The following is a 24,278-nucleotide window of genomic DNA, read 5'->3' on the forward strand; positions in this document are numbered from 1 at the left end:
TCGCTTCTCATGAGGGCGTCTCCGTGGCCGAGGCGACCGTGGAGCGCAGCCGCCGTGCGACGCGGTCGGCGAGGCCCTGCGCCTCCTGGCCGAGGCCGGCCTGGGCGGGGGCGGTGGTCGCGCCGGTCTGCACGGCGTCGGCGGCGGGCTGGGGGGCGTCGACGGTACGGCCGTCGGCCCAGCCGGAGACGGCGTAGGCGACGACGGGGGCGTCGGTGAGGACGGAGAGGGTCCAGGAGGCGCGCTGCCGGTCGTGGAAGCCGGCGGCGACGGTGCCCGCGGCGGCGTACGTGCGGGGCATCAGGTCGGTGCGGCGGTCCAGGCGCTCGTTCTTGACGCGGGCCGCGAGGGCGGTCATCGCGGCGGGGTCGGCCTCGGTGAACAGGAGGCCGACGGTGGTGACGTAGCTCTGGGTGGCGTCGGTGTAGGTGGCCCGCAGCAGGCGGCGGCAGCCGGCGGGGGCGAGGACCTTGCGCAGGAGGGGGTCGAAGGCGGTGGCGCAGCCGCTGTCGGGGGCGACGGCGATACGGGTCCAGGTGCGGTCGGCTCCGCCGGGGCCGGCGCCGCGGCCCTCCAGGGTGGGCGGGAACAGTTCGTCGACGGGGACGCTGTGCCAGAGGCCGGCCGCGGTGACGAAGCGTCCGCCGGTGCCGGAGTCGCCCGAGTCGTCGGTGAGCCAGCTGCCGGTCACGGCGCCGCCGATCAGGCCGAGTCCGAGGACGACGCAGACGGCGGAGGCGAGGGCGCGGGGGCGGGGGCGGACCCGGGTGCCGAGCGGCCGTGGGCGGGCCTGCTCGTCGTAGCCCTCGGGCACGCCGAAGGACACGACGGGGCGCTGTCCGGGGGCGCTCCAGGACAGAGCGGGGTCGGGCGCGGAGTCCGGCCGGGGGCCGACGTCGGGCGCGGTGCTGGGCATGGGCGGCACGACGGGCCCGCGTCCGGCGCGCACCCCGAACGCCTGGAACTCCCCGTCGGAGTCGACCTCGTCGACCGCCGCCCGCGCCCCCCGGCGGGGCGGGCTGTCGGGAAACCGAGCAGAGGCCACCGGCGGCCCCGGCTCCCCGGAACCGGTGCCTCGGGAGACGCGCGAGCCCCGACCCCCGTCGAACGCGCCCCCGCTCCCTGCCCCCGCCGACTCCCGGGGGCCGACGCCTCGCGGGGCACCCCCGGAGGCAGACGGGAAGGACTGCTCCCCGGAACCGGCGGCGCGCGGAGCGTACAAGGGCCGGGGAGCCGTGGCCGCGGGACCGTCGGCCGCGGCCCGCGGGGCACCCCCGGAAGCAGGCGGGAAGGGCGGTCCGTCGGTGTGCGGAGGCCGGGGAGCCGTGGGGTCGGTTCGTGGGGCACCCACCGACGGGTGCGCGGGGGGCCGGTCGCCGGGGTCGGCGGGTGCGGTGTCCGCCGGGCGGGGTGGGCGTTGGGGGTCGGGTCTGTGGGGTGGGGGCGGTGCGTGGTGGGAATCCGTGTTCATTCGCCCCCCGTCTCCTCATCCCCGGGCCCTGTGCTCGTACGCGGGCCGTCGTCCTCGCCCGGGCCCGCGGAGCCGATCCGTCCCGGGCACGCATACCCGCACGGACGGGTCGGCATCCCGCCGCAGGCGCTGCGGCCGGGCTCGCCCCGTCGTGCGTGCGCGTCACTCTACGGCTTGTCGGACGGCGGACGGGAACCAGTCCGCACCCCCGGGGCATCTGCCCGGAACGTCCCCCTACCCTGCGGTAATCCCGTCTGGCAGGCTTCGTTCATGACAACGCGCGCCGCCGACCGGGCCCGTTACGACCGGGCCACCGCCGCTCTCGACGCCCCTCTCGCGATCGTGGACCTGGACGCCTTCGACGCCAACGCGGACGATCTGGTCCGGCGCGCGGCGGGCAAGCCGGTCCGGGTCGCCAGCAAGTCCGTGCGCTGCCGGGCGCTGCTGGAGCGGGTGCTCGCGCGCGACGGCTTCCGGGGGATCATGTCGTTCACCCTGGCCGAGTCGCTGTGGCTGGCCCGCTCCGGTTTCGACGACGTCCTGCTGGCCTACCCCTCCGCCGACCGCACGGGCTTCGCCGAGCTGGCCGGCGATCCCAAGCTCGCCGCCGCGGTCACGGTGATGGTCGACGACCCCGCCCAGCTCGACCTGATCGACGCCTCCCGGGCGGGCGGCCGTGAAGTGGTGCGTGTCTGCCTGGAGTTGGACACCTCGCTGAAGCTGCTCGGCGGCCGGGTGCGGGTGGGCGCGCGGCGCTCCCCGCTGCACTCCCCCGCCCAACTGGCCGAGATGGCGCGGACGGTGTCCCGGCGGCCCGGCTTCCGGCTGGTCGGGATCATGGCGTACGAGGGCCATGTCGCCGGGGTCGGTGACGCGGTCGCGGGCCGGCCGCTGCGCTCGCGGGCGATACGGCTGATGCAGGCGACGGCACGCCGGGAGCTCGCGGAGCGCCGCGGGGCGGTGGTGCGGGCGGTCCGCGCGGTGGTGCCGGACCTGGAGTTCGTCAACGGCGGCGGCACGGGCAGTGTGCAGCACACGGCGGCCGAGGACGCGGTGACGGAGATCGCGGCGGGTTCGGGGCTGTACGTGCCGCGGCTGTTCGACAACTACACGTCGTTCACCGGCCGTCCGGCGGCCCTGTTCGCCCAGCCCGTCGTACGGCGCCCGGGGGTGGGCGTGGTGACGGTGCTCGGCGGCGGCTATCCGGCCTCCGGTGCGCCGGGCACCGACCGCCTTCCGGTGCCGTACCTGCCCGAGGGCCTGTCGTACGACGGGCAGGAGGGTCCCGGTGAGGTGCAGACCCCGCTGCTCGGCTCGCCGGCGGACGACCTGCTGATCGGGGACAAGGTGTGGTTCCGGCACGCCAAGGCCGGTGAGCTGTGCGAGCGGTTCGACGTGCTGCACCTGGTCGAGGGGGACGTGGTGACGGCGACGGTGCCCACGTACCGGGGCGAGGGCCGCACGTTTCTGTGACCGTTCGTTTCCCCCGCGCCCCTTTGCGGCACTACTCCTCGCCGGGTCGTATGCCTCGGGTGATGGTGTCCATCTCGGACAATGGCGGTCCGTCCGGACCCGCGTCGAGGACCAGCCGGACCACGACGGGCGCCCCGCTGCCGGTGCTGGAGGGGAAGGCGAGGGACTCGACGTAGCCGCCGGGTCCGTCGGCGGTCGTCACCCGCCAGCGCACGAAGTATCCGGCGCGGCCCGCCACGGTGAGGGGTCCGGAGGCGACGACCCGGTGGGACTCGATGCCGCCGAAGGGCCGCTCGCCGACGAGGTCCTCCTCGTAGGCGGCGTCGGCGGCGTCCGGGATGTCCTCGCGGGCGAGGTCCTCGGGGGTGCCGGCGTCCGCCGTGTGGGTGGTGACATAGCCGTGGCGGCACAGGCCGGCGCCCGCGGGGCAGTCGTAGGTGCCGTCCGTGCTCATGACGACGCTGTGGTCGGCGACGTACTCGGGGCGGACCCAGCCCGTGGGCAACGGCAGGGTGATGCCGTTGAGTTCGTCGACGACACGGTCCGGGTCACCGGAGGGTGACGCGTCCGCGGGACGCGAGGCGAGCGGCGAGGGCGGGGTGCCGCTCGCCGGGGCGGCGGGCGGACCGTCCGCGGCGGTGGGCGGGGTGTCCACGGCGGTGGAGGTGTCCTCGCCGTCGCCGCCGCGCAGCACGAGCGCACCGACGACGATCGCCGCGACCAGGACAACCCCGGCGGTGACCAGCGCGATCGCCTTCGCGGGCCGGGAGGCGCCCTCGGCCGGGGGCGGCGGGGCCCCGGGAGTACGCCGGTGCTCGGTCCAGGCGGTGCCGTCCCACCAGCGCTCCTGGTGGGGGGCGTGGGGGTCGGGGTACCAGCCGGGCGGGGGCGTCATGCTCATTGCGGCACTGTAGGACGGGGACCGCGGGCGGGTACACGGTGTCCCGGAGGCCGGGACACCGTGCGCCGGTGCCGCTACAGGGGCGTGACGTACGCGCCCGAGATGCCGCCGTCGACGAGGAAGTCGGTGGCGTTGACGAAGGACGAGTCGTCGCTCGCGAGGAAGGCGACGGCGGCGGCGATCTCGTCGGCCTCGGCGAACCGGCCGACCGGGATGTGCACCAGCCGGCGCGCGGCCCGCTCGGGGTCCTTCGCGAACAGCTCCTGGAGCAGCGGGGTGTTGACCGGTCCGGGGCACAGCGCGTTGACGCGGATGCCCTCCCGCGCGAACTGGACGCCGAGTTCGCGGGACATGGCGAGGACGCCGCCCTTGGACGCGGTGTAGGAGATCTGGGAGGTGGCCGCGCCCATCCGGGCGACGAAGGACGCGGTGTTGATGATGGAGCCCCTGCCCTGGCGCCGCATGTAGGGGATGGCGGCCTTGCAGCACAGGTAGACGGAGGTGAGGTTGACCTCCTGGACGCGCTTCCATGCCTCCAGTCCGGTCTCCAGGATGGAGTCGTCGTCGGGCGGGGAGATGCCCGCGTTGTTGAAGGCGACGTCGACGCTGCCGTAGGTGTCGTGGGCGATCCTGAACAGGGCCTCCACCTGGTCCGCGTCGGTGACGTCGACCTTGACGAACAGCCCGCCGACCTCGTCGGCGGCGGCCTTGCCGCGGACCTCGTCGACGTCGCCGCAGACGACGTGGGCGCCCTCGGCGGCGAGCCGCCGCGCGGTGGCGAGTCCGATGCCGCTGCCGGCGCCGGTGATGACGGCGGTCCGGCCGACGAGACGTCGGCAGACGGGAGTCCGGGGGAAGTCCCCGGGGGTGGGGACGGTCTCTGCGGTCACTGTGCGGGGCCCTCCGTGCTGATGAAGACGTTCTTGGTCTCGGTGAAGGCGGTCAGGGCGTCCGGGCCGAGTTCGCGGCCGAGGCCGGACTGCTTGAAACCCCCGAAGGGGGTCCAGTAGCGGACGCTGGAGTGGGAGTTGACGGACAGGTTGCCCGCGCGGACGGCCCGGGAGACGCGCAGGGCGCGGCCCAGGTCGCGGGTCCACAGGGAGCCGGCCAGCCCGTAGGGGGTGTCGTTGGCGAGGCGGATCGCGTCGGCCTCGTCGGTGAAGGGCAGCAGCACGGCGACGGGTCCGAAGATCTCCTCGCGGGCCGCAGCGGAGTCGGGCCGTTCGCCGGTGAGCACGGTGGGCGGGAACCAGAAGCCGGGCCCGTCGGGGGCCGAGCCGCGCAGCGCCTCGGCGTCGTCCGGCACGAACGACCGTACGCGGTCGAGCTGCCGGCGGGAGATCAGCGGTCCCATCCGGGTCTTCTCGTCGTCCGGGGCGCCGACCACGACCGCGGCGAGCGCGTCGGCGAGCAGGGCGCGGACGTCGTCGTACACGCTCTCCTGGACGAGGACGCGGGTGCGGGCGCAGCAGTCCTGGCCGGAGTTGTCGAGGAAGGAGAAGGGGTCGACGGCGGCTTCGAGGTCGGCGTCGGCGAAGACGATGTTGGGGCTCTTGCCGCCGAGTTCGAGGGTGACGGGCTTGACCTGTCGGGCGCAGCGCTCCATGACCTCGCGGCCGGTGCGGGTGGACCCGGTGAACACGATCTTCGCCACGTCGGGGTGGTCGACCAGGGCGCGGCCGGTGATGTGCCCGTGTCCGGGCAGGACCTGGAAGAGGTGCTCGGGCAGGCCCGCGTCCAGGGCGAGTTCTGCGAGCCTCAGGGCGGTGAGCGGGGTGGTCTCGGCGGGCTTGAGGAGCACGGCGTTGCCCGCGGCGAGGGCCGGGAAGGAGCCCCAGGAGGCGATGGGCATGGGGAAGTTCCAGGGGGCGATCACGCCGACGACGCCGAGGGGTTCCTGGAAGGTGACGTCCCAGCCGCCGGGGACGGGGATCTGCTTGCCGAGGAGGCGTTCGGCGCCGCCGGCCGCGTACAGCAGCAGGTCGCGGGCGTTGCCGGCCTCCCAGCGGGCGTTGCCGATCAGATGGCCGGCCTCGCGGACCTCCAGCCGGGCGAGTTCCTCGGTGTGGCCGTCGACGGCGTCGGCGAAGCGGCGCAGCAGCCGGGCGCGGTCGGCGGGGGCCGCGGCGGCCCAGGCGCGCTGGGCGGCGCCCGCGCGGGCGACGGCGCGGTCCACGTCCTCCGCAGTGGTGCCGGGGACGGTGGCGACGACGTCTTCCGTCGCCGGGTCGAGAACGGTCAGTTCATGCTCGTGCGACACCGAAGGACCTCTCACATGCGTTCGAAGGAGCGGCGCAGCTCCCAGTCGGTGACCGCCGCGTCGAAGGCCTCCAGTTCGACGCGGGCCATGTTGCGGTAGTGCGCGACGACCTCGTCGCCGAAGGCCGCGCGGGCGATGGGGCTGTTCTCCCAGAGCTCGGCGGCCTCGCGCAGGGTGGTGGGGACGTGGGCGAAGTCGGCGGTGTAGGCGTTGCCCGGGCAGGGGTCGGGCAGGTCGAGTTCCTGCTCGATGCCGTAGAGGCCGGCCGCGACGAGTCCGGCGACGGCGAGGTGCGGGTTGACGTCGCCGCCGGGGAGCCGGTTCTCGAAGCGCAGGGAGCGGCCGTGGCCGACGACGCGCAGGGCGCAGGTGCGGTTGTCGTGGCCCCAGGCGACGGCGGTGGGGGCGAAGGAGCCGGGCTGGAAGCGCTTGTAGGAGTTGATGTGGGGGGCGTAGAGCAGGGCGAAGTCGCGGAGGGCGGCGAGCTGTCCGGCGAGGAAGTGGCGCATCACCGGGGACATGCCGCCGTCGAGGTCGCCGGGCATGGCGTTGGCGCCGCTCCCGTCGGCGAGCGAGAGGTGGACGTGGCAGGAGTTGCCCTCGCGCTCGTTGTACTTGGCCATGAAGGTCAGGGAGACGCCCTCCTGGGCGGCGATCTCCTTGGCGCCGGTCTTGTAGATCGCGTGCTGGTCGCAGGTGACGAGGGCGTCGTCGTAGCGGAAGGCGATCTCGTGCTGGCCGGGGTTGCACTCGCCCTTGGCGGACTCGACGGTGAGGCCGGCGCCGGCCATCTCGTTGCGGATGCGGCGCAGCAGGGGTTCGACGCGGCCGGTGCCGAGGACGGAGTAGTCGATGTTGTACTGGTTGGCCGGGGTCAGGCCCCGGTAGTTGGCGTCCCACGCCTGTTCGTAGGTGTCCTTGAAGACGATGAACTCCAGCTCGGTGCCGACCTTGGCGGTGTAGCCGAGGGCGGCGAGGCGCTCCAGCTGGCGGCGCAGTATCTGGCGGGGCGCGGCGACGACCGGGGAGCCGTCCTCCCAGGCGAGGTCGGCGATCACCATGGCGGTGCCGGCGTTCCAGGGCACACGGCGCAGGGTGGTGAGGTCGGGGTGCATGGCGAAGTCGCCGTAGCCGCGGTCCCAGGAGGACATCGCGTAGCCGTCGACGGTGTTCATGTCGGCGTCGACGGCGAGGAGGTAGTTACAGCCCTCGGTGCCGTGGTGGAGGACCTCGTCGAGGAAGAAGCGGGCGGCGAACCGCTTGCCCTGGAGCCGGCCCTGCATGTCGGGGAAGGCCAGGACGACGGTGTCGATCTCCCCGCCGGCCACCAGGGCGTGCAGTTCCTCGACGCTCAGCGGGGGTGTGCGGTCTGCCACGGGAGTGCTCCTTCGGCTGCTGCGCGCTTCTTCGGCCGGGCCGGGAGCCATAAGGTATTGCGGACGACCTTTGCTTGGGAAGGGGGCACGGCCGGATGCCACTGCACGCGGACGGCGAGGCCGGCGACCGGCTCGCGCCGGTGCTGCGGCCGGTGCGCGCGGGCAACGGCTTCGAGGAGGCGCTGGAGCAGATCCTCCAGGTCGTACGGCTGGGGCTGGTGCCCGGCGGCGGGCGGCTGCCGGCCGAGCGGGAGCTCGCGGAGCGGCTCGGGATCAGCCGGGTGACGCTGCGCGAGGTGCTGAAGGTGCTCCAGGAGCAGGGGCTGGTCGAGGCGCGGCGCGGGCGGTACGGCGGGACGTTCGTGCTGCCGCGCGCGGACGCGGGCGGCGAGGACGAGCTGCGGCGGCGGATCGCCGCGGTGGACATCGAGGACGTGCTGCGCTTCCGGGAGGTCCTGGAGGTGGGGGCGGCGGGCTTGTGCGCGGCGCACGGGCTGGAGGGGGCCGCGGCGGGGCGGCTGCGGGAGGCGCTGGCGGGGACGCGGGACGCGCCGCTCGCGGAGTACCGGCGGCGGGACACGCTGCTGCACCTCACCCTGGCCGAGCTGTGCGGGTCGCCGACGCTGGCGGCGCAGTACGCGGCGGTGCGGGCGGGCGTGAACGATCTGCTGGACTGCATCCCGCTGCTCGTGCGCAACCTGGAACACTCGCAGCGTCAGCACACCGCGCTCGTGGAGGCGGTGCTGGCCGGGGACGCGGACGCGGCGCGGCGGACGATGCGGGAGCACTGCGCGGGGACGGCGGCGCTGCTGCGGGGCTTTCTGGCCTGAGTCCGCGGTAAAGGTTTTGGGTTCGACCATTGGATGTCGGGAGGCACGTGTGACCGGACGACCGTTGATCGGGGTGAGTACGTACCTGGAGGCCGGGGCGCGCTGGGGGGTGTGGGAGCTGGAGGCGGCGCTGCTGCCCGCCGGGTATCCGCGGCTCGTGCGGCGGGCCGGGGGGATCGCGGTGATGCTGCCGCCGGACGATCCCGCGCACGCGGCGGCCGTGGTGGAGCGGCTGGACGGGCTGGTGATCGCGGGCGGCCCGGACGTGGATCCGGGGCGGTACGGCGCGGAGCGCTCCCCGCGGACGGGTCCGGCGGCGCCGGAGCGGGACGCGTGGGAACTGGCGCTGATCGGGGCGGCGTTGGGGGCGGGAGTGCCGCTGCTGGGCATCTGCCGGGGGATGCAGCTGCTGAACGTCGCGCTCGGGGGGACGCTCGTGCAGCACATCGACGGGCACGCGGAGGTGCCGGGGAAGTTCGGGGAGCACGCGGTCAGGCCGGTGCCGGGTACGCGGTACGCGTCGGTGGTGCCGGAGGAGACCGTCGTGCCGACCTTCCACCACCAGGCGGTGGAGCGGCTCGGCGAGGGGCTGGTGGCGTCGGCCTTCGCGGAGGACGGGACCGTGGAGGCGATCGAGACGGGGGGTGCGGGGGCGTTCGTGCTGGGGGTGCAGTGGCACCCGGAGATGGACGAGGACGTCCGCGTCATGCGCGCCCTGACCACCGCCTGCCCACCTCGTTAGGCCCTCGCGACCAGCCCGCCCGCCCCGCTCACCCCCGTGTGAGCGACAGCAGTTCGCGTGCCGGGCCCGTCGGGGGGTGGCCGGTCGGCCAGACCGCCCTCAGGGCGCGGTGGAGGGGGATGTCCGCGAGGGGGATCTGCACCAGGCGGCGCATCGTGAGTTCCTCGCCGACGGCCAGTTCGCTCAGGACCGCCGGGCCCGCGCCGCTGATCGCCGACGCCTTCACCGCCGTCGTCGAGGAGAGCTCGATCAGCGGGCGGGCGAGGCCGCCGAGCGCCGCGTCCAGGACCTGGCGGGTGCCCGAGCCGCGCTCGCGCAGGATCAGCGGGGTCGCCGCCAGCTCCCCCGCCGCGAGCGGTCGGCGGCGGCGGGCCCAGGGGTGTGTGGGCGCCGTGACGACGATCAGGTGGTCGTGGGCGACCGTCGTCGCGTCCAGGCCCGCCGGCACCGTGAGCCCCTCCACGAACCCCAGGTCCGCCTCGTCGGCGAGCAGCCGTTCCGCCACCGTCGCCGAGTTGCCCGCGTGGAGCGAGACCGCCGTGTCGGGGCGCTCCGCGCGCAGCGCGATCAGCCAGCCGGGCAGCAGGTACTCGGCGATGGTCATGCTCGCCGCCACCCGCAGCCGGGAGTCCCGCCGGTGCCGCAGCGCCTGGGTGCCCGCGTCGAAGGACTCCGCCGCCTCCACCACCCGCCGGGCCCAGTCGGTCACCAGCGCCCCCGTGTCGGTGAGCCGGGAGCCGCGCGGCGAGCGGTCGACCAGGGCCAGCCCCAGTTGCCGTTCCATGGAGCGGATCCGGCTGCTCGCGGCGGGCTGGGTGATCCCCAGCTCCCGCGCCGCCGCCCCGAGGCTGCCCAGCCGGGCCACGGCGAGCAGCAGTTCCAGCGCGCCCAGGTCCGGCACCCGGTGGGCCACCGTGCCGCCCGGTCGGCGCCCGTCGTCCGCCCGCCCGTCCCGCCTGCTCATAAGGTCAGTTTATGCCCTGATAGCGACGTGCCCCCTGGTCGGGTGGAGCGGGGCGCGCGACGGTGGACGCATGGTCACCGTCGCCCACTCCCTGCGCCTCCCCCGCGCCGCCCGCGTCCGTCATCTCGGCCCCAACTGGTACGCCGCCGTCATGGGCACCGCCATCGTCGCCTCGGGCGGCGCCGCCCTGCCCGTCGGCACCCGTGCGTACCGGCCCGTCTGCACCGCGGTGTGGGCGCTCGCGGGGATCTCGCTCGCCGTGCTCCTCGTGGCCCGCGCCCGGCACTGGGTCCACCACCGCGACCAGGCCCGCGCCCATCTCCTCGACCCGGCCGTGGCCCCCTTCTACGGCTGTCTGGCGATGGCCCTGCTCGCGGTCGGCGGCGGCGCCATGACCGTGGGGCGGGACTGGATCGGCACCGGGGCGGCGGTCGCGCTGGACACGGTGCTGTTCACCGCCGGCACGGTCACCGGACTGGCGTCGGCCGTCGCCGTGCCGTACCTCATGGCCGTACGCCACCGGGTGGAGCCCGCGCAGGCGACCCCCGTGTGGCTGCTGCCGCTCGTCGCGCCGATGGTGTCGGCCGCGCTCGGCCCGCTGCTCGTGCCGCACCTGCCGCCGGGGCAGGCCCGCGAGACCCTGCTGCTGGCGTGCTTCGCCCTGTTCGGGGTGAGCCTGCTGGCCACGCTGCTGATGCTGCCCCTGGTGTTCGCCCGGCTGATCACCCGGGGCCCGCTGCCGCCCGCGCTCGCGCCGACGCTGTTCCTGGTCCTCGGGCCGCTCGGGCAGTCGACCACGGCCGTGGGGATCTTCGCCGACCTCGCCCCGGGTGTGGTGCCCGCCCCCTACGACCAGGGCTTCGGTGTGCTCGCCGTGCTCTACGGGGTGCCCGTCATGGGGTTCGCGCTGCTGTGGCTGGGCTTCGCCGCGGCGCACGTGGTGCGGGCCCGGCTGCACGGGATGCGGTTCGCGATGACCTGGTGGGCGTTCACCTTCCCGGTGGGCACCTGTGTCACCGGGGCCGCGGCGCTGGCCCGGCACACGGGGCTCGCCGTGTACCAGTGGCTCGCGGTGGGCCTGTACGCGCTGCTCGTCGTGGCGTGGGCCGCGGCCGCCGCCGGGACCGTGCGCGGGCTGGTCAGCGGTGAACTGCTCGCAGCGCCCGGGACAGCACCCGCGGCGCGTCGGCCAGAGACGGCCCGTACCAGGTGAGCCGGCGCCCATCGACCAGGGCGCAGGGCAGGCCGGGGAAGGACTCGGGGCCGTCGTCGACGGTGAACCGGTAGGGCTCGTCGGGCAGCACGACCAGGTCGGGGGCGGCGCCCCGCAGGTCGTCGAGCGGGACGCGGGGGTAGCGCTCGGGGTGGCCGGCCCAGAGGTTGTCGACACCGAGGCGGGCCAGGACGTCCCCGGCGAAGGTGTCGCGGCCCAGGACCGTCCAGGGCCGCCGCCACACCGGCACGACCGCCGTGCGGCGCTCCGCGGGCGCGGGGAGCTCCGTCCAGGTGCGCTCCGCCTCGTCCAGCCAGCGGGGCCGCGCGGGCGCGCCGCACGCGGTCAGCACCCGCTCCAGTTCACGGAAGGCCTGCGGGACCGTGCGCACCTCGGTGACCAGCACCTCCGGGCCCGCGGCGCGCAGGGCGGCCAGGTCGGGGGCGCGGTTCTCCTCCTCGTTGGCGACGACCAGGTCGGGGGCGAGCGCGGCGATCCGTGCCACGTCGGGGTTCTTGGTGCCGCCCACGCGCACCACGTCGAGACCGGCGGGGTGGCTGCACCAGTCGGTGGCGCCGACGAGCCCTCCGGGGGTGGTGGCCGCGATCGCCTCGGTGAGGGACGGGACGAGGGAGACGATCCTCATCTTGCGCTCCGCCGGGAAGGGCGCGATGTGCCGGTTCTCAGGTGCGGCGGCGTCGTGGCCGGTCGCGCAGTTCCCCGCGCCCCTTCGGGGCGCTGCGAAGATTCGCTCGGCATGCTCAGCGGGCGCGGTCCTGGACGGCCTCGATGTGTTCGGCCACCGCGACGACGACCACCCGGGTGTCGGGGACCGTGGCCCGCCAGCGGTGGCGCACACCACCGGTGAGGTAGAGGGTGTCGCCCTTGCCGAGCCGGTAGGCGCGGCCCTCGGCCTCGATCTCCACGGCTCCGTCGGCGACGTACATCAACTCGTCGTTGCGGTGCTGGAATTCACGGCCGGCGTCGTGGTCGCCGGTGAACTCGGAGGCGTGCAACTGGTGATGACCCCGCACCAGGGAGCGCACCCGGGGCGCAAAGTCCTGTTCGCAGTCGTCGGCGCGCACGACGTCGACGCTGCACGCGGGGTCGGCGGCGGCGAGGAGTTCGACGGCCGTGGTGCGCAGGGCGTCGGCGACCTTCTCCAGGGAGCTGCGGCTCGGGCGGGCCCGGTCGTTCTCGACCTGGCTCAGGAAGGGCACGGACAGTCCGCTGCGCTCCGCGACGACGGCGAGGGTGAGTTCCAGCGCACGGCGTCGCCGCCGGACGGCCGCGCCGACCCGCAGGGGCTGTTGTTCTTTGTGGTCGCCCATCGCTCCGGCTCCCTCCTTCGCTCGTCGTCGCGCCGCTTCGGTGCCTGTGCGCGGGCACACACCGTCTGGTGGGTTCTCTGCACCCTACGCATGTTCGCCAAACCGTTTCATGCGCCCGTCACATCCGTGTCACGCCCTGTGGACATCACCCTTACGGTTCGCGCCAGTGCGCGGGCCGGTCGCGTCGCGCCTGCGGGGGTCGCCGCCCGGGTGTGAAAGGGCTGGCCGGCGGGGCGCCGACCGGTCCGGCCGGGCGTGGGATCGTGCTCATGGGCCGCTCCCGAGGTCGTGGCGGCACCGCCGGTTCCTCGACCGGCGCGGATCGCCGCCCCATATTTCTCAATGCGCGGGCGGCTCCGTGTGTTCCCGCTCACGCGACGGAATTCGGGCGCGGCGCGGGGCCGCAGGTCACAGCGGATGCCGGAGGGGCGCCAACCCGGCCGTTACGGCGGCGACTTGGGGCGGTCCTGACAGGGCGGTGCCGCCGGTCGCGCGGTGTGCGCGACCGGCCGCACCGGTCGGAAGCATGGCCTTCCCCGGTCATGGTGTGGCGCTCCGTGGTTGGCCGGATCCTTACCGTAGGCAAGGATCCGGCCCCCCGGCGCACCGGGCCCGTCAGGTCACCCGGCCGTCTGTTTCCCGGTCACCGGGGCCCACTTCTCGGCGAGCCCCGGGTGGGCCTTCAGCCAGTCGCGGACGGCGTCCTGCTCCTTGCCCTTGCCCGCCTGCTGGATCTGCGACTCCAGACCGGTGAGCTGCTTCTCCGTCATGGAGAAGTCCTTGAGCCAGGCCGCGACCTCGGGGTTGTCACCGGCGAAGCCCTTGCGGGAGAGGCTGTGCACACCGTCGCCCTTGCCCCAGGCGCCCTTGGGGTCCGTGAGCTTCTTCAGGCCGTAGTCGCTGTACGCCCAGTGCGGCGACCAGAGCGTGACGACGATCGGCTGCTTCTTGGCGTACGCCCTCTCGAGTTCGGCCAGCATCGCGGGCGTGGAGCCGTCGACGACGTCGTACGAGCCCTGGAGGCCGTACTCCTGGAGGACCTTGTCCTTGAGCATGCCCATCTCGCCCGCGCTGGGCTCGATGCCGACGATCCGCCCGCCGAACTCGGAGGCGTGCGCCTTGAGGTCGGCCAGCGAGTTCACGTCCTTCACGTACGAGGGGACGGTGAGCTCCAGGGAGGTAGGGCCGTACCACGAGCCGAGGTCGTCGAGCCGCTTGCCGTACTTGCGCCAGTACTCGGCGTGGGTGGTGGGCAGCCAGGAGTCGGTCTCGAAGTCGACCTGGCCGGTGGCGAGGCCCGTGTACAGGGGTCCGGCGGTGTACTGGGTGGTCGTCACCTTGAAGCCGCGCTCCTCCAGGAGCTCCTTCCAGAGGAAGGTGGAGGCGACGCCCTCGTCCCAGGGGATGTAGCCGATCTTGATCTCCTTGCCCTTGCCGACGTCCGTGGCGGACGCCTGCGCGGGGCCCGAGGAGGAGCCGAAGACGCCCATGCCGCCCGCGACGAGGGCGAGGACGACCACGCCGACGACGGCGACGACCGGGCTCGGCCGGTACTGCCACGGCCGGGTGCCCGCCGCCGCGCGGGCCCGGGCGGCGGCCCTGCGGCCCAGCGGGGAGAGCTGGGTGCCGAGGGCACTGGTCATCCGGTCCAGGTAGATGGCGAGGACGACGATGCCGACGCCCGCCTCGAAGCCGAAGCCGATGTCGAGCCGGCCGATGGCCTCGTTGACCGCGCCGCCCAGACCGCCGGTGCCGACCATGCCGGCGATGACGACCATGGACAGGCCCAGCATGATCACCTGGTTGACGCCGGCCATGATGGTCGGCAGGGCCAGCGGCAGCTGGACGCGGAGCAGGATGTCGCGCGGTGGTGTGCCGAACGCCTCGGCGGCCTCGACCAGTTCGGCGTCGACCTGCCGGATGCCCAGCTCGGTCATGCGGACGCCGGGGGCGAGCGCGAAGATCAGGGTGGCGATGACACCCGCGGCGGTGCCCAGGCCGAAGAAGAGGATGGCCGGGATCAGCAGCACCATCGACGGCATCGTCTGGAGCAGGTCCAGGACGGGCCGCACGGTCGCGCCGACCGCCCGGGAGCGGGCGGCCCAGATGCCGAGCGGGACGGAGATCACCAGGGCGATCACCGTGGCCACGAGCACCAGGGCCAGCGTGGACATCGCCCGGTCCCACAGGTCGAGGGAGTCGACCAGCGCGAACCCGGCGAAGGCGAGGACACCGGCGGCCGGCCCGCGCAGCCACCAGGCGAGCACGGCGAGGATGCCCGCGAGCAGCAGGGGCTGCGGCGCGGCGAGGACGGCGTTGATGCCGTCGTACATGCCCTCGACGACCGCGCGGATCGCGTCGAACAGCCAGGAGAGGTGACCGACGAGCCAGTCGACGCCGGAGTCGACCCAGTCGCCGAGCGGGAGCCTAGGCACGGGCCACCGCCTTTCCGCCGCGGCCGTCCCGGCCGTCGCGCGGGTGGTCGCAGGGCTCGGGCTCGGGCACCCCGGCCCCGTCGGCGAGGAAGCCGACGAGCCGTTCGCGCGGCACGACGCCGACGAGCGCGCCGTCGGTGTCGAGGACGGCGACCGGGTGCGTCAACCGGGCGCTGATCGCGCAGAGTTCGGTGAACGGCGTGTCCGGCGCGGCGGTCTCGCAGCCGCAGTCGGCCTCGTCGCCGCGCACGTCGCCGTCCATGACGGCGCGTGCGGTCAGCACGCGGGAGCGGTCGACGTCCTTGGTGAAGGAGGCCACGTAGTCGTCGGCGGGCCGTACGAGGATGTCCTCGGCGGTGCCCGTCTGGACGATGCGGCCGTCGCGCATGACGGCGATGCGGTCGCCCAGGCGCATGGCCTCGTTGAGGTCGTGGGTGATGAACACGATGGTCTTCTTGAGGGTCTTCTGGAGTTCGAGGAGCTGGTCCTGCATGTCACGGCGGATCAGCGGGTCGAGCGCGCTGAACGACTCGTCCATGAGGAGCAGGTCGGCGTCGGTGGCGAGCGCGCGGGCGAGGCCGACGCGCTGCTGCATGCCGCCGGACAGCTCGTCGGGCCAGGAGTCCTCCCAGCCGGCCAGACCGCACAGGGCGAGCGCCTCGTCGGCGCGGGATTCGCGCTCGGCGCGGGGCACGCCCTGCACGGACAGGCCGTAGGCCGCGTTGTCGCGGACACTGCGGTGCGGGAAGAGCGCGAAGTGCTGGAAGACCATGCTGATCTTCTTCGAACGCAGTTCGCGCAGCTCGCGGTCGCTCATGGCGGTCAGGTCCTGGCCGTCGAAGCGGACGCTTCCCGCGGTGGGCTCGGACAGGCCGTTGAGCATGCGCAGCAGGGTGGACTTGCCGGAGCCGGACAGCCCCATCACGACGAAGATCTCGCCGCTCTCCACCCGGAAGGAGGCGTCGACGACGGCGGCCGTGATGCCGTCGGCACGCAGCTCCTCGCGGTCGGTCCCCTGCCGCAGCCGCTCCACGGCCTCGTCGGGTCGTCTGCCGAACACCTTGTGGAGATGGTCGGCCTCAAGCCTGGATGACACGCTTGCCTTTCGTCGTGGTGGGGGAAACAGAGGCCGCGCCTGCCCCTGTTCCGGTGGGCCAAACACGCGAGTGGCCCAGTTCACAGCCGCTCCACGGCCCTCGACGCGCTCCGCCGCCGGGTGGCTGTCGGTGGGGTGCGGCATGATGCGGGCGTGACCGGACGACTGATGCTCCTCGACACCGCCTCCCTGTACTTCCGCGCCTACTTCGGCGTGCCGGACTCCGTGCGGGCACCGGACGGGACACCGGTGAACGCCGTGCGCGGGCTGCTCGACTTCGTCGACCGGCTGGTGCAGGACCACCGGCCCGACCTGCTCGTGGCCTGCATGGACGCGGACTGGCGGCCGGCGTGGCGGGTCGAGCTGATCCCCTCCTACAAGGCGCACCGGGTGGCCGAGGAGCAGACGGTGGGACCGGACACGGAGGAGGTGCCGGACACGCTGTCGCCGCAGGTGCCGGTGATCGAGGAGGTCCTGGACGCGCTCGGGATCGCCCGCGTCGGCGTCGCCGGTTACGAGGCGGACGACGTGATCGGCACCTTCACCGCCCGCGCGAAGGGCCCGGTCGACATCGTCACCGGCGACCGCGACCTCTACCAGCTGGTGGACGACGAGCGCGGGGTGCGGGTGCTGTACCCGATCAAGGGCGTCGGCACGCTCCAGCTCACCGACGAGGCGGTGCTGCGCGAGAAGTACGGCGTCGACGGCCGGGGGTACGCGGATCTGGCGCTGCTGCGCGGCGACCCCAGCGACGGGCTGCCGGGCGTGCCGGGGATCGGCGAGAAGACGGCGGCCAAGCTGCTGGCCGAGTTCGGGGACCTCGCCGGGATCATGGCGGCGGTCGACGACCCGAAGGCGAGGCTCACCCCGTCCCAGCGCCGGCGGCTGGACGAGTCCCGGCCGTATGTCGCGGTGGCGCCGAAGGTCGTCCGGGTCGCCGGAGACGTGCCCGTGCCGGACGTCGACACCCGTCTGCCGCGCACCCCGCGCGACCCCGCGGCCCTGGAAACACTGGCGGTCCGCTGGGGTCTCGGAGGCTCGCTCCAGCGCCTGCTCACGACCCTGATGGTGTGACCCAACCCGCAGTTCTACGCCAAAAACGCCCCATGATCGTGTCACGGGAGAGGTCCGATGGACCAAGGAGGTGCTAACTTAGGTAAACCTAATGTGGAACAGGGAGGACGGTCATGGCAGTGGCAGAACGCCCGGGACGCACATCGCGGAAGCCTCATTCCGCCCAGGTCGTTCGTGTGGAACGCCTGACTCCCCATATGCACCGTGTGGTCCTGGGCGGCGACGGCCTGGCCGGCTTCAGCGCGGACAGCTGCACCGACCACTATGTGAAGCTCCTGTTCGGCGCCGAGGGCGTGACCTATCCGGAGCCCTACGACCTCCAGCACATCCGGGACGTCTACCCGCGCGAGCAGTGGCCGATCACCCGGACCTACACCGTGCGGGACTGGGACTCCGAACAGCGGGAGCTGACGCTGGACTTCGTGGTGCACGGCGACGAGGGCCTGGCCGCCCCGTGGGCGCTGCGCGCACGGCCCGGCGAGGTCCTGCGGTTCATGGGCCCCGGCGGCACCTACCGGCCCGACGCGGACGCCGACTGGCATCTGCTCGCCGGTGACGAGAGTGCCCTGCCCGCGATCGCGCGATCCCTGGAGGCACTGCCGGACGGTGCGCGGGCGCACGCGTTCATCGAGGTGTCGGGCCCCGAGGAGGAGCAGAAGATCGACGCCGACGTGGAGGTCGTCTGGCTGCACCGCGGCGCCCGGCCCGTGGGCGAGCCGCTGGTGGAGGCCGTGCGGGCGCTGGAGTTCCCCGCCGGCCGGATGCAGGCGTTCGTGCACGGTGAGGCGGGCTTCGTGAAGCAGCTGCGCCATCTGCTGCGGGTGCAGCGCGGTGTGCCGCGCGAGGACCTGTCGATCTCCGGGTACTGGCGGCTGGGTCACAACGAGGACGGCTGGCAGGCGTCCAAGCGCGAGTGGAACGCCCGTATCGAGGCCGAGCAGGAGGGCGGGACGGCCGCCGCCGCGTAGCCCACCGGGCGCCGCACCTCGGCGCCCACCGGAAGTCGCGGGCCGCTCCTCCCCCGCGCAGTGCCGTCTACGCTGGCCGGATGCGACGCAAGAACCGGGTTCCGGCCTCTCCCCTGCCGCAGCGCGACGGCGTGGACGCGGTGCGGGTGCGGCTGCCCCGGGAGGGGGACTGGGCGACCGTGCGCGAGTACCTCGTGGCACGTCTGTCCGGTGCCGGGCCCGGAGTGATCGACTCGATGATCGGCGCGGGGCGGTTCGTGGGGGCCGACGGGCGGGCGGTGGCACCGGACGCGCCGTATGTGCCGGGGATGTTCGTGTGGTTCCACCGCAACTCCTCCCCCGAGGTCCCGGTGCCCTTCCCGCTGGTGGTCGTCCATCACGACGACCACCTCGTCGTCGCCGACAAACCGCACTTCCTCGCCACCACCCCGCGCGGCGGACACGTCACCGAGACGGCGCTGGCCCGGCTGCGGCGGGAGCTGGACCTGCCCGAGCTGTCGGCCGCGCACCGGCTGGACCGGCTGACCGCCGGGCTGGTCATGTTCACGGTGCGCCCCGCGGAACGCGGCCGCTACCAGGCGCTGTTCCGCGACCGGCTGGTGCGCAAGGAGTACGAGGCGATCGCGCCGTACGACCCCGGGCTCGCCCTCCCCCGCACCGTGCGCAGCCGGATCCTCAAGGAGCGCGGGGTGCTGGCCGCCCGCGAGGTCGAGGGCGAGCCCAACGCGGAGTCCCGGATCGAACTGCGGGGTCACCGCGAGGGGTTGGGGCGCTACCGGCTGCTGCCGCGCACGGGGCAGACACATCAGCTGCGGGTGCACATGACCGCCCTGGGCGTGCCGATCCTCGGCGACCCCCTGTACCCGGAGGTGACCGCCCCCGCACCGCCCGGCGACTTCCGGCGCCCGCTCCAACTGCTGGCCCGGAGCCTGGAGTTCACCGACCCGATCACGGGGACCGAACACCGCCTGCACAGCACCCGGACCCTGACGGCCTGGTCGGCGTACCAGGAGTGGACAGAAACCGACCGGTGACCGGGCCGGCCCGGGGCCGCGCAGGGCCGGGCCGGGCAGGGCGGGACAGGGGCCGCGCGGGGCGGGGTCGGGTTGGATTGGGCGGGGTCGGGTTGGGTTGGGCGGGGTCGGGTTGGGCTGGGCTGGGCTGGGCTGATCCGACTGGGCCGGTCCAGGCCGCTCCGGGCGGGCCGGGCGGGACGCGCAGCGCAGGGCAAGGCCGTCCGGGTGGGTGGGGTGGTCAGCGGGTGGTCCACCAGCGGCGCAGGCGCTGCCACAGGCTCCGTGGGCCGGTGGGACCGGGTGTTGCCGGGGGCTCGGGGACCGTCGTCGCGGCACGGAGGTCGGGCACCGGACCGGGACGGAGGGCGGGCGTCGGCTCGGGACGAAGGCTGGGCGTCGGCTCGGGGCGGGAAGCCGTGGTGCCGACCTCCCGGGCGGGGGGCCGCGGTGGCAGCGGGACGGGGCTGGGCCTGGCCATGACGTCCTGCGGTGGTCTCGGTTCGAACCGCACCGGCAGTTCGACGAGATGGCGCGAGGCGATCGACGCCCGCCACCGCAGCTCGCTCTCGTCGCAGTCGAGCCGCACGTCCGGCAGGCGCGTCAGCAGCGCGTCGACACCGACGTCGGCGATGGCGCGTCCGATGTCCGCGCCCGGACACTCGTGCGGCCCCCCACCGAAGGCCAGATGGGACCGGTTGCCCTGCATGTTGGCGTTCGGGTCCGGACGGACCCGGGGGTCGACGTTGCCGGGCGCGGGTGCGAACAGCAGCCCGTCGCCCCTGCGGATGCGCTGCCCGCCCAACTCCGTGTCCTGTTTGGCGAAGTAGCCGAACACGGTGCTGAACGGCGGCTCGTCCCACAGGGACTGCTCGACCGCCTCGGGCACCGTCATCTGCCCGCCGCTGAGCCGGGCGCGGAAGCCGGGCTCGGTGAAGACCATGCGCAGCGCGTTGGCGAGCAGATTGGCGGTGGTCTCGTAGGCCGCGATGAGCACGACCCGCAGGTGCTGGCCGACCTCCTCGTCGCCGAGCCCGGCCGGGTGGGTGACGAGGTGGCTGGCGAAGTCGTCCTCGGGCCGGGCCCTGCGGCGGGCGGTGAGCCGCATCAGGCAGCCCATGATGTACTCGTTGCTCGCGATCGCGGTGTCGGTGCCCTTGAGCATGTCGCGGGCGGCCTGCACGAGCCGGTCGTCGTACTCCTCGGGCATGCCGAGGACCTCGCACATCACCGCCATCGGCAGGTGCTCGGAGAACTGGGACACCAGGTCGGCCCGGCCCGTCTCGCAGAAGTCGTTGACCAGGCGCTGGGTGTGGCGGCCGATGTACCGCCGGATGCCGCGGTGGTCGACGGTGGCGATGGCACCGGTGACGGCGGCGCGCAGCCGCTGGTGCTCGTCGCCCTCGGCGTGCGAGCAGATGGGCTGCCAGGCGATGTGCGGCATCAGCGGGTGGTCGGGCTTGACCGAGCCCCCCTGGAGGGGGCTCCAGATGCGGCTGTCCCGGGTGAACTGCGAGGGGGTGCGCACCATGTGGAGGTTCTCGGCGTGCCCCAGGACCAGCCACATCGGTACGTCGTCGTGGAGCAGGACGGGGGCCACGGGGCCGTGTTCCTCGCGCAGCCTCTCGTACAGGTCGCCGAGGTCCGTCGCGTCGGGGCCGTACAGCCGGTGCGGTCCCCCGGGGCCCTGGCCGTGCGCGGGGCAGCCGGGAGGCGGTGCGGGACGGCCCTCGTCGGTGCCGGCCGGGGAGTGGGGTCGAGACGTCACAGTGGTCGCTCCGGAACTGGAGGATGTCGGGGTCGGGGACGGTCGGGTGAGGGGGCGGTCAGGTGAGGGGGCGGTCAGGTGAGCGCGCCGGTCATGGCCAGCGAGTGCAGGAAGCGCATCAGGGTCATCAGCACGTCGCGGCTGGAGGCGCGGCGGCGCGCGTCGCACTCGACGATGGGGATGTCCGGGGAGAGGTCCAGCGCCGTCCGCAGTTCCTCGACGGGGTAACGGGGGGCGTCCGGGAAGGAGTTGACGGCCACGGCGAAGGGCACGCCGCGTTCCTCCAGACGCCCTATGACCTCGAAGCTGACTTCAAGACGCCGGGTGTCGACGAGGACGACCGCGCCCAGCGCGCCCTCGAACAGCCGGTTCCACAGGAACCAGAAGCGCTCCTGGCCGGGGGTGCCGAAGAGGTAGAGGACCAGCTTGTCGGTGATGCTGATGCGGCCGAAGTCCATGGCGACGGTGGTGGCCGTCTTGGTGTCGGAGCCGTAGTCGTCGTCGACGCCGACGCCGGCCTGCGTCATGGTCTCCTCGGTGGTCAGCGGTCTGATCTCGCTGACGGAACCGACCATGGTCGTCTTGCCGACCCCGAAGCCGCCCACGATCACGATCTTCACGGCGGCCCGTGCCGTCTGCGGGAGGTGGTCCTCGGTCCGTGGGCCCGGGACGGTGTCAGAGCCGTTGAAGTCCATGCATCACCGCTTCGAGGAGGGAACGGTCGGGGAGCGCCTGGCGGACGATCGGGGCGCGCGCCTGCACCAGTCCCGCCGTGATCAGCTCGGTGATCACCACGGTCGTCGCGCTGAACGGCAGGCTCAGATAGGCCGAGAGCTCGGCCACCGACAACGGGGAGGTGCAGAGCCGGAGCAGGGTCGCCTGCTCCGGCGAGACGGACGGCGGGGAGTCGGCGTGGGCCACGATGAGCGTCACCAGGTCGAGTTCCGCACGCCCTCCGTCGGCGGGGCCAGCGATGACGTAGAGCCGCTCGGGGTTCTTGGGCCGGTCCTGCTCCGCGCCGTCCTCCCCGGCGGCCCCGGGCGGCGGGGCCGTGTCGGGGAACGGGGGCAGGAACGGGGGTGGCGCGGGCGGTTCGGGGCGGGGGAAGCGCCGTTTGCGTTGCGGAGGAGTCATACGGTCTGCCCGTTCCGCCGCGGCGGTGAGGTGAGGTGGGCGCCGATCCGGACGACGAGGTCGCGCATCCGGCCGCTCATCCGCCCGGGTTCGCACACGACGTCGGCGAGGACGGCGAGATAGGCGTTGGCTCCCGCGGCCATGAGGTAGAAGTAGCCGCCGTCGATCTCGATGACGACGAGCTTCATCTCGCCGCTGCTGCCCGGGAGTTCATGGGCGACGGCGCCGGCGAGGCTCTGCACGCCCGCGCAGGCCGCGGCGAGCCGGTCGGCGGAGTCGGGGTCCCCGCCGTGGCGGGCGATGCGCAGGCCGTCGGCGGAGAGCACCACGATCATCTCGATGCCCGGGACCCCGTCGGCGAGTTCCTTGAGCATCCAGTCGAAGTTGGCTCGTTGCTGGATCACTTGACGTCCCCCTCGTCGTCGGCCTCGGAGCCGGCGGGCTTGTTGATGAGGTGCAGATAGGCAGTGGGGTTCTTCGTGAAGTCCGTGGGGTGGACACCGGGGTTGCCCTCCTTGAGGCCCTCCCAGAACGCCTCGACCCACAGGCCGGGTTCACGGTCCTTCTTCTTCTCGCGCTCGGGGTCCGGCGCGGGTTCCGGCTCGGGCTCGGTGCTGGTCTGCGACCAGATGGTGGGCCGGCCCTCGCGTTCGGCCTTCTCGATGGCCGCCTGTTCGGCGATGCGCCGGCTGAGCGGGGTCTTCACCTTGCTGCGCCGCTGCGGCAGACCGCCCGCCGTCCATTCGGTGACCTCGGGGACGTCGTCCTCCAGGGAGATCCCGGCCGGGATGCGGGGGCTGGTGGGGCGGCGCTTCTTCGGCGGGCGCTTGGGACCCTCCAGGGCGCCGAGTTCGGGCTTGGGCACGGCGGTGGCGCCGATGCCGTGGGCGAGGCCGGGGGCGGGCTCGGAGGTGATCATGTTGCTCGGCACGACGAGGACGGCGCGGACACCGCCGTACGCCGAGGCGCGCAGCGAGACGTGCATGTCGTACGTCGAGCAGAGCCGGCCGACGACCGCGAGGCCGAGGCGCGGGCTCTCGCCGAGGTTCTCCGCGTCGCGGCCCGCCTTGGCGCGCTCCAGCATGTTCTCGACCCGGGCGCGGGACTCCTCGCTGAGGCTGACGCCGCCGTCCTCGATCTCGATGGCGACACCGGTCTGCACCTCGACCGCGGTGACGTGCACCTTGACCTGCGGGGGCGAGTAGCGGGTGGCGTTGTCGAGGAGCTCGGCCAGGGCGTGGATGATCGGCTCGACGCTGACGCCCTTGATGTTGAGGTGGGCGATCGAGCCGAGTTGGATGCGCGGGTACTCCACGATGCGCGACATGGCGCCGCGCAGCACGCTGTAGAGCGACACCGGGCTCGGCCACTGCCGGCCGGGACGTCCGCCGCCGATGACGGAGATGGAGTCGGCCAGGCGTCCGATGAGCGCGGTGCCGTGGTCGATGCGCAGCAGGTCGTCGAAGACCTCGGGGTTGCGGCCGTGGTCCTCCTCCATCTCCCTCAGTTCGTGGGCCTGTTGGTGGACGATGGCCTGGACGCGCTGGGCGATGTTCACGAAGGAGCGCTGCGTCGCGTCGCGCATGGAGATCTCGTCGTCGACGGCTTTGAGGACCGTGCGCAGCAGTTCGCGCTGCGCGCCGGAGACGTGGCGCAGCTCGGGATCGTCGTCGATGACGTCGATCATCGCTTCGCGCGCCGAGCGGCCGTGGTGCAGCCGGTACAGCATGTCCGGCACGGTCTCCGTCGTGAAGCGGACGATCTCCTCGTCGTGGGCGGCGACGCGCCGCTCCAGATACGCGGTGTGACGGGCGCGTTCGGCGCGTTCGGCGTGCAGTCGGCGGCCGCGGCGGGCCGCCTGCGCGGCGGTCGCGGTCACCAGCAGCGTGGCGACGGCGCCGCACCAGCCGACCGCGGCGCGGGCCGGCCCGGAGACCAGGGCGACGGCGGCCCCGGTCGCGGCTGCCATCACGACGGCCGGCAGCAACAACGCGCGCGCAAAGGGAAGTTCACGGCCACCGGGAGGCGGTTGCACACTCACCATGGATGCCCTCCGAGACAAGGCGGCTGGGTGTCGGGGGTGCGGGAAGGGGGAAGATTCACGGAGCTGTCGGGATCTTCCGCATGTTGGGGAACAAGCGCACGAATGCACCTCAACTCGGTGCGCCGCGGGCGAGCCTAGCCCGGTAGGATCATCGCTGTGTCATATTCCGCAAGCACCTGAAATGG

Annotated in this window: 22 protein-coding genes; 7 read left to right on the plus strand and 15 right to left on the minus strand. The window is 73.6% G+C overall.

Going from position 1 to position 24,278, the window contains the following annotated elements:
* Positions 1-7 precede the first annotated feature (7 nt).
* Positions 8-1,045 carry a hypothetical protein gene (locus AB0F77_RS07815; RefSeq protein WP_361943157.1) on the minus strand — a complete coding sequence of 346 codons (1,038 nt, stop codon included), beginning with the start codon at positions 1,043-1,045 and terminating at the stop codon, positions 8-10.
* A 696-nt stretch (positions 1,046-1,741) separates the two neighbouring features.
* Here AB0F77_RS07815 and AB0F77_RS07820 point away from each other — a divergent pair.
* Positions 1,742-2,944 (plus strand): amino acid deaminase/aldolase, encoded by a 1,203-nt coding sequence (locus AB0F77_RS07820; RefSeq protein ID WP_361943160.1) that lies wholly within the window; start codon positions 1,742-1,744, stop codon positions 2,942-2,944.
* Positions 2,945-2,975: 31 nt separating this feature from the next.
* On the opposite strand, the gene AB0F77_RS07825 is transcribed toward AB0F77_RS07820, so the two are convergent.
* The 4 genes from AB0F77_RS07825 to AB0F77_RS07840 all read right to left on the minus strand — a co-directional run bounded on the left by AB0F77_RS07825 (position 2,976) and on the right by AB0F77_RS07840 (position 7,481).
* Positions 2,976-3,839, minus strand: coding sequence for a DUF2510 domain-containing protein (locus tag AB0F77_RS07825; RefSeq protein WP_361943497.1), 864 nt, complete (start codon positions 3,837-3,839; stop codon positions 2,976-2,978).
* Between the two features lie 80 nt (positions 3,840-3,919).
* Complete coding sequence (locus AB0F77_RS07830; protein WP_361943164.1) at positions 3,920-4,735, minus strand: 3-oxoacyl-ACP reductase; 816 nt, start codon at positions 4,733-4,735, stop codon at positions 3,920-3,922.
* On the minus strand, positions 4,732-6,105 hold the full coding sequence (locus AB0F77_RS07835) for an aldehyde dehydrogenase family protein (RefSeq protein WP_361943167.1): 1,374 nt from the start codon (positions 6,103-6,105) through the stop codon (positions 4,732-4,734). The genes AB0F77_RS07830 and AB0F77_RS07835 overlap by 4 nt, the downstream gene beginning before the upstream one ends.
* Positions 6,106-6,116: 11 nt before the next feature.
* Positions 6,117-7,481, minus strand: a complete 1,365-nt coding sequence (locus tag AB0F77_RS07840) for a glutamine synthetase family protein (protein ID WP_361943170.1) — start codon at positions 7,479-7,481, stop codon at positions 6,117-6,119.
* A 95-nt stretch (positions 7,482-7,576) separates the two neighbouring features.
* On the opposite strand from AB0F77_RS07840, the gene AB0F77_RS07845 reads away from it, so the two are divergent.
* Together AB0F77_RS07845 and AB0F77_RS07850 are read left to right on the plus strand one after the other, a co-directional pair.
* Positions 7,577-8,311: an FCD domain-containing protein gene (locus tag AB0F77_RS07845; RefSeq protein ID WP_361943173.1), complete on the plus strand. Its 735-nt coding sequence runs from the start codon at positions 7,577-7,579 to the stop codon at positions 8,309-8,311.
* Between the two features lie 49 nt (positions 8,312-8,360).
* Entirely contained in the window at positions 8,361-9,053 is a 693-nt protein-coding gene (locus tag AB0F77_RS07850) for a gamma-glutamyl-gamma-aminobutyrate hydrolase family protein (RefSeq protein ID WP_361943176.1), read from the plus strand.
* A gap of 28 nt (positions 9,054-9,081) precedes the next feature.
* On the opposite strand, the gene AB0F77_RS07855 is transcribed toward AB0F77_RS07850, so the two are convergent.
* Positions 9,082-10,017 carry a LysR family transcriptional regulator gene (locus AB0F77_RS07855; protein ID WP_361943179.1) on the minus strand — a complete coding sequence of 312 codons (936 nt, stop codon included), beginning with the start codon at positions 10,015-10,017 and terminating at the stop codon, positions 9,082-9,084.
* A 70-nt stretch (positions 10,018-10,087) separates the two neighbouring features.
* On the opposite strand from AB0F77_RS07855, the gene AB0F77_RS07860 reads away from it, so the two are divergent.
* Positions 10,088-11,230, plus strand: coding sequence for a TDT family transporter (locus tag AB0F77_RS07860; protein ID WP_361943182.1), 1,143 nt, complete (start codon positions 10,088-10,090; stop codon positions 11,228-11,230).
* Here the strand turns inward: AB0F77_RS07860 and AB0F77_RS07865 are convergent.
* The 4 genes from AB0F77_RS07865 to AB0F77_RS07880 all read right to left on the minus strand — a co-directional run bounded on the left by AB0F77_RS07865 (position 11,157) and on the right by AB0F77_RS07880 (position 16,092).
* Positions 11,157-11,876 (minus strand): helical backbone metal receptor, encoded by a 720-nt coding sequence (locus tag AB0F77_RS07865; RefSeq protein ID WP_361943185.1) that lies wholly within the window; start codon positions 11,874-11,876, stop codon positions 11,157-11,159. The two genes, AB0F77_RS07860 and AB0F77_RS07865, sit on opposite strands and share 74 nt — an antisense overlap.
* 115 nt (positions 11,877-11,991) lie before the next feature.
* Positions 11,992-12,561 carry an XRE family transcriptional regulator gene (locus AB0F77_RS07870; protein WP_361943188.1) on the minus strand — a complete coding sequence of 190 codons (570 nt, stop codon included), beginning with the start codon at positions 12,559-12,561 and terminating at the stop codon, positions 11,992-11,994.
* 620 nt (positions 12,562-13,181) lie between these two features.
* Positions 13,182-14,996 carry an ABC transporter permease/substrate binding protein gene (locus AB0F77_RS07875; protein WP_361943191.1) on the minus strand — a complete coding sequence of 605 codons (1,815 nt, stop codon included), beginning with the start codon at positions 14,994-14,996 and terminating at the stop codon, positions 13,182-13,184.
* Positions 14,989-16,092, minus strand: coding sequence for a glycine betaine/L-proline ABC transporter ATP-binding protein (locus tag AB0F77_RS07880; RefSeq protein WP_361943194.1), 1,104 nt, complete (start codon positions 16,090-16,092; stop codon positions 14,989-14,991). Before AB0F77_RS07880 ends, AB0F77_RS07875 begins: the two co-directional genes overlap by 8 nt.
* A 153-nt stretch (positions 16,093-16,245) precedes the next feature.
* Between AB0F77_RS07880 and AB0F77_RS07885 the strand changes: the two genes are divergently transcribed.
* The 3 genes from AB0F77_RS07885 (at position 16,246) to AB0F77_RS07895 (ending at position 19,168) form a co-directional block, all read left to right on the plus strand.
* On the plus strand, positions 16,246-17,166 hold the full coding sequence (locus AB0F77_RS07885) for a 5'-3' exonuclease (protein WP_361943197.1): 921 nt from the start codon (positions 16,246-16,248) through the stop codon (positions 17,164-17,166).
* Between the two features lie 119 nt (positions 17,167-17,285).
* Positions 17,286-18,134: a siderophore-interacting protein gene (locus AB0F77_RS07890; protein ID WP_361943500.1), complete on the plus strand. Its 849-nt coding sequence runs from the start codon at positions 17,286-17,288 to the stop codon at positions 18,132-18,134.
* Between the two features lie 80 nt (positions 18,135-18,214).
* The gene (locus AB0F77_RS07895; RefSeq protein WP_361943200.1) at positions 18,215-19,168 is read left to right on the plus strand and encodes a pseudouridine synthase; all 954 of its coding nucleotides are present in this window, start codon (positions 18,215-18,217) and stop codon (positions 19,166-19,168) included.
* A 220-nt stretch (positions 19,169-19,388) separates the two neighbouring features.
* Here AB0F77_RS07895 and AB0F77_RS07900 read toward each other — a convergent pair whose 3' ends face one another.
* The 5 genes from AB0F77_RS07900 to AB0F77_RS07920 all read right to left on the minus strand — a co-directional run bounded on the left by AB0F77_RS07900 (position 19,389) and on the right by AB0F77_RS07920 (position 24,093).
* Entirely contained in the window at positions 19,389-20,915 is a 1,527-nt protein-coding gene (locus AB0F77_RS07900; RefSeq protein WP_361943203.1) for a cytochrome P450, read from the minus strand.
* A 74-nt stretch (positions 20,916-20,989) separates the two neighbouring features.
* The gene (locus AB0F77_RS07905; protein WP_361943206.1) at positions 20,990-21,610 is read right to left on the minus strand and encodes an ATP/GTP-binding protein; all 621 of its coding nucleotides are present in this window, start codon (positions 21,608-21,610) and stop codon (positions 20,990-20,992) included.
* On the minus strand, positions 21,591-22,049 hold the full coding sequence (locus AB0F77_RS07910) for a DUF742 domain-containing protein (RefSeq protein ID WP_361943209.1): 459 nt from the start codon (positions 22,047-22,049) through the stop codon (positions 21,591-21,593). Before AB0F77_RS07910 ends, AB0F77_RS07905 begins: the two co-directional genes overlap by 20 nt.
* Positions 22,046-22,453 (minus strand): roadblock/LC7 domain-containing protein, encoded by a 408-nt coding sequence (locus AB0F77_RS07915; RefSeq protein WP_361943212.1) that lies wholly within the window; start codon positions 22,451-22,453, stop codon positions 22,046-22,048. The genes AB0F77_RS07910 and AB0F77_RS07915 overlap by 4 nt, the downstream gene beginning before the upstream one ends.
* Positions 22,450-24,093, minus strand: a complete 1,644-nt coding sequence (locus tag AB0F77_RS07920; protein WP_361943215.1) for an ATP-binding protein — start codon at positions 24,091-24,093, stop codon at positions 22,450-22,452. The genes AB0F77_RS07915 and AB0F77_RS07920 overlap by 4 nt, the downstream gene beginning before the upstream one ends.
* Positions 24,094-24,278 lie beyond the last annotated feature (185 nt).

The organism is Streptomyces sp. NPDC026672 (assembly GCF_040638185.1).
Classification (GTDB): Bacteria; Actinomycetota; Actinomycetes; order Streptomycetales; family Streptomycetaceae; genus Streptomyces.

Bases quoted from the DNA above. Each gene is read 5' to 3' on its own strand.
- AB0F77_RS07905 (WP_361943206.1), bottom strand. From the start codon at position 21,610: ATGGACTTCAACGGCTCTGACACCGTCCCGGGCCCACGGACCGAGGAC.
- AB0F77_RS07865 (WP_361943185.1), bottom strand. From the start codon at position 11,876: ATGAGGATCGTCTCCCTCGTCCCGTCCCTCACCGAGGCGATCGCGGCC.
- AB0F77_RS07820 (WP_361943160.1), top strand. From the start codon at position 1,742: ATGACAACGCGCGCCGCCGACCGGGCCCGTTACGACCGGGCCACCGCC.
- AB0F77_RS07825 (WP_361943497.1), bottom strand. From the start codon at position 3,839: ATGACGCCCCCGCCCGGCTGGTACCCCGACCCCCACGCCCCCCACCAG.
- AB0F77_RS07870 (WP_361943188.1), bottom strand. From the start codon at position 12,561: ATGGGCGACCACAAAGAACAACAGCCCCTGCGGGTCGGCGCGGCCGTC.
- AB0F77_RS07910 (WP_361943209.1), bottom strand. From the start codon at position 22,049: ATGACTCCTCCGCAACGCAAACGGCGCTTCCCCCGCCCCGAACCGCCC.
- AB0F77_RS07855 (WP_361943179.1), bottom strand. From the start codon at position 10,017: ATGAGCAGGCGGGACGGGCGGGCGGACGACGGGCGCCGACCGGGCGGC.
- AB0F77_RS07860 (WP_361943182.1), top strand. From the start codon at position 10,088: ATGGTCACCGTCGCCCACTCCCTGCGCCTCCCCCGCGCCGCCCGCGTC.
- AB0F77_RS07845 (WP_361943173.1), top strand. From the start codon at position 7,577: ATGCCACTGCACGCGGACGGCGAGGCCGGCGACCGGCTCGCGCCGGTG.
- AB0F77_RS07895 (WP_361943200.1), top strand. From the start codon at position 18,215: ATGCGACGCAAGAACCGGGTTCCGGCCTCTCCCCTGCCGCAGCGCGAC.
- AB0F77_RS07920 (WP_361943215.1), bottom strand. From the start codon at position 24,093: ATGGTGAGTGTGCAACCGCCTCCCGGTGGCCGTGAACTTCCCTTTGCG.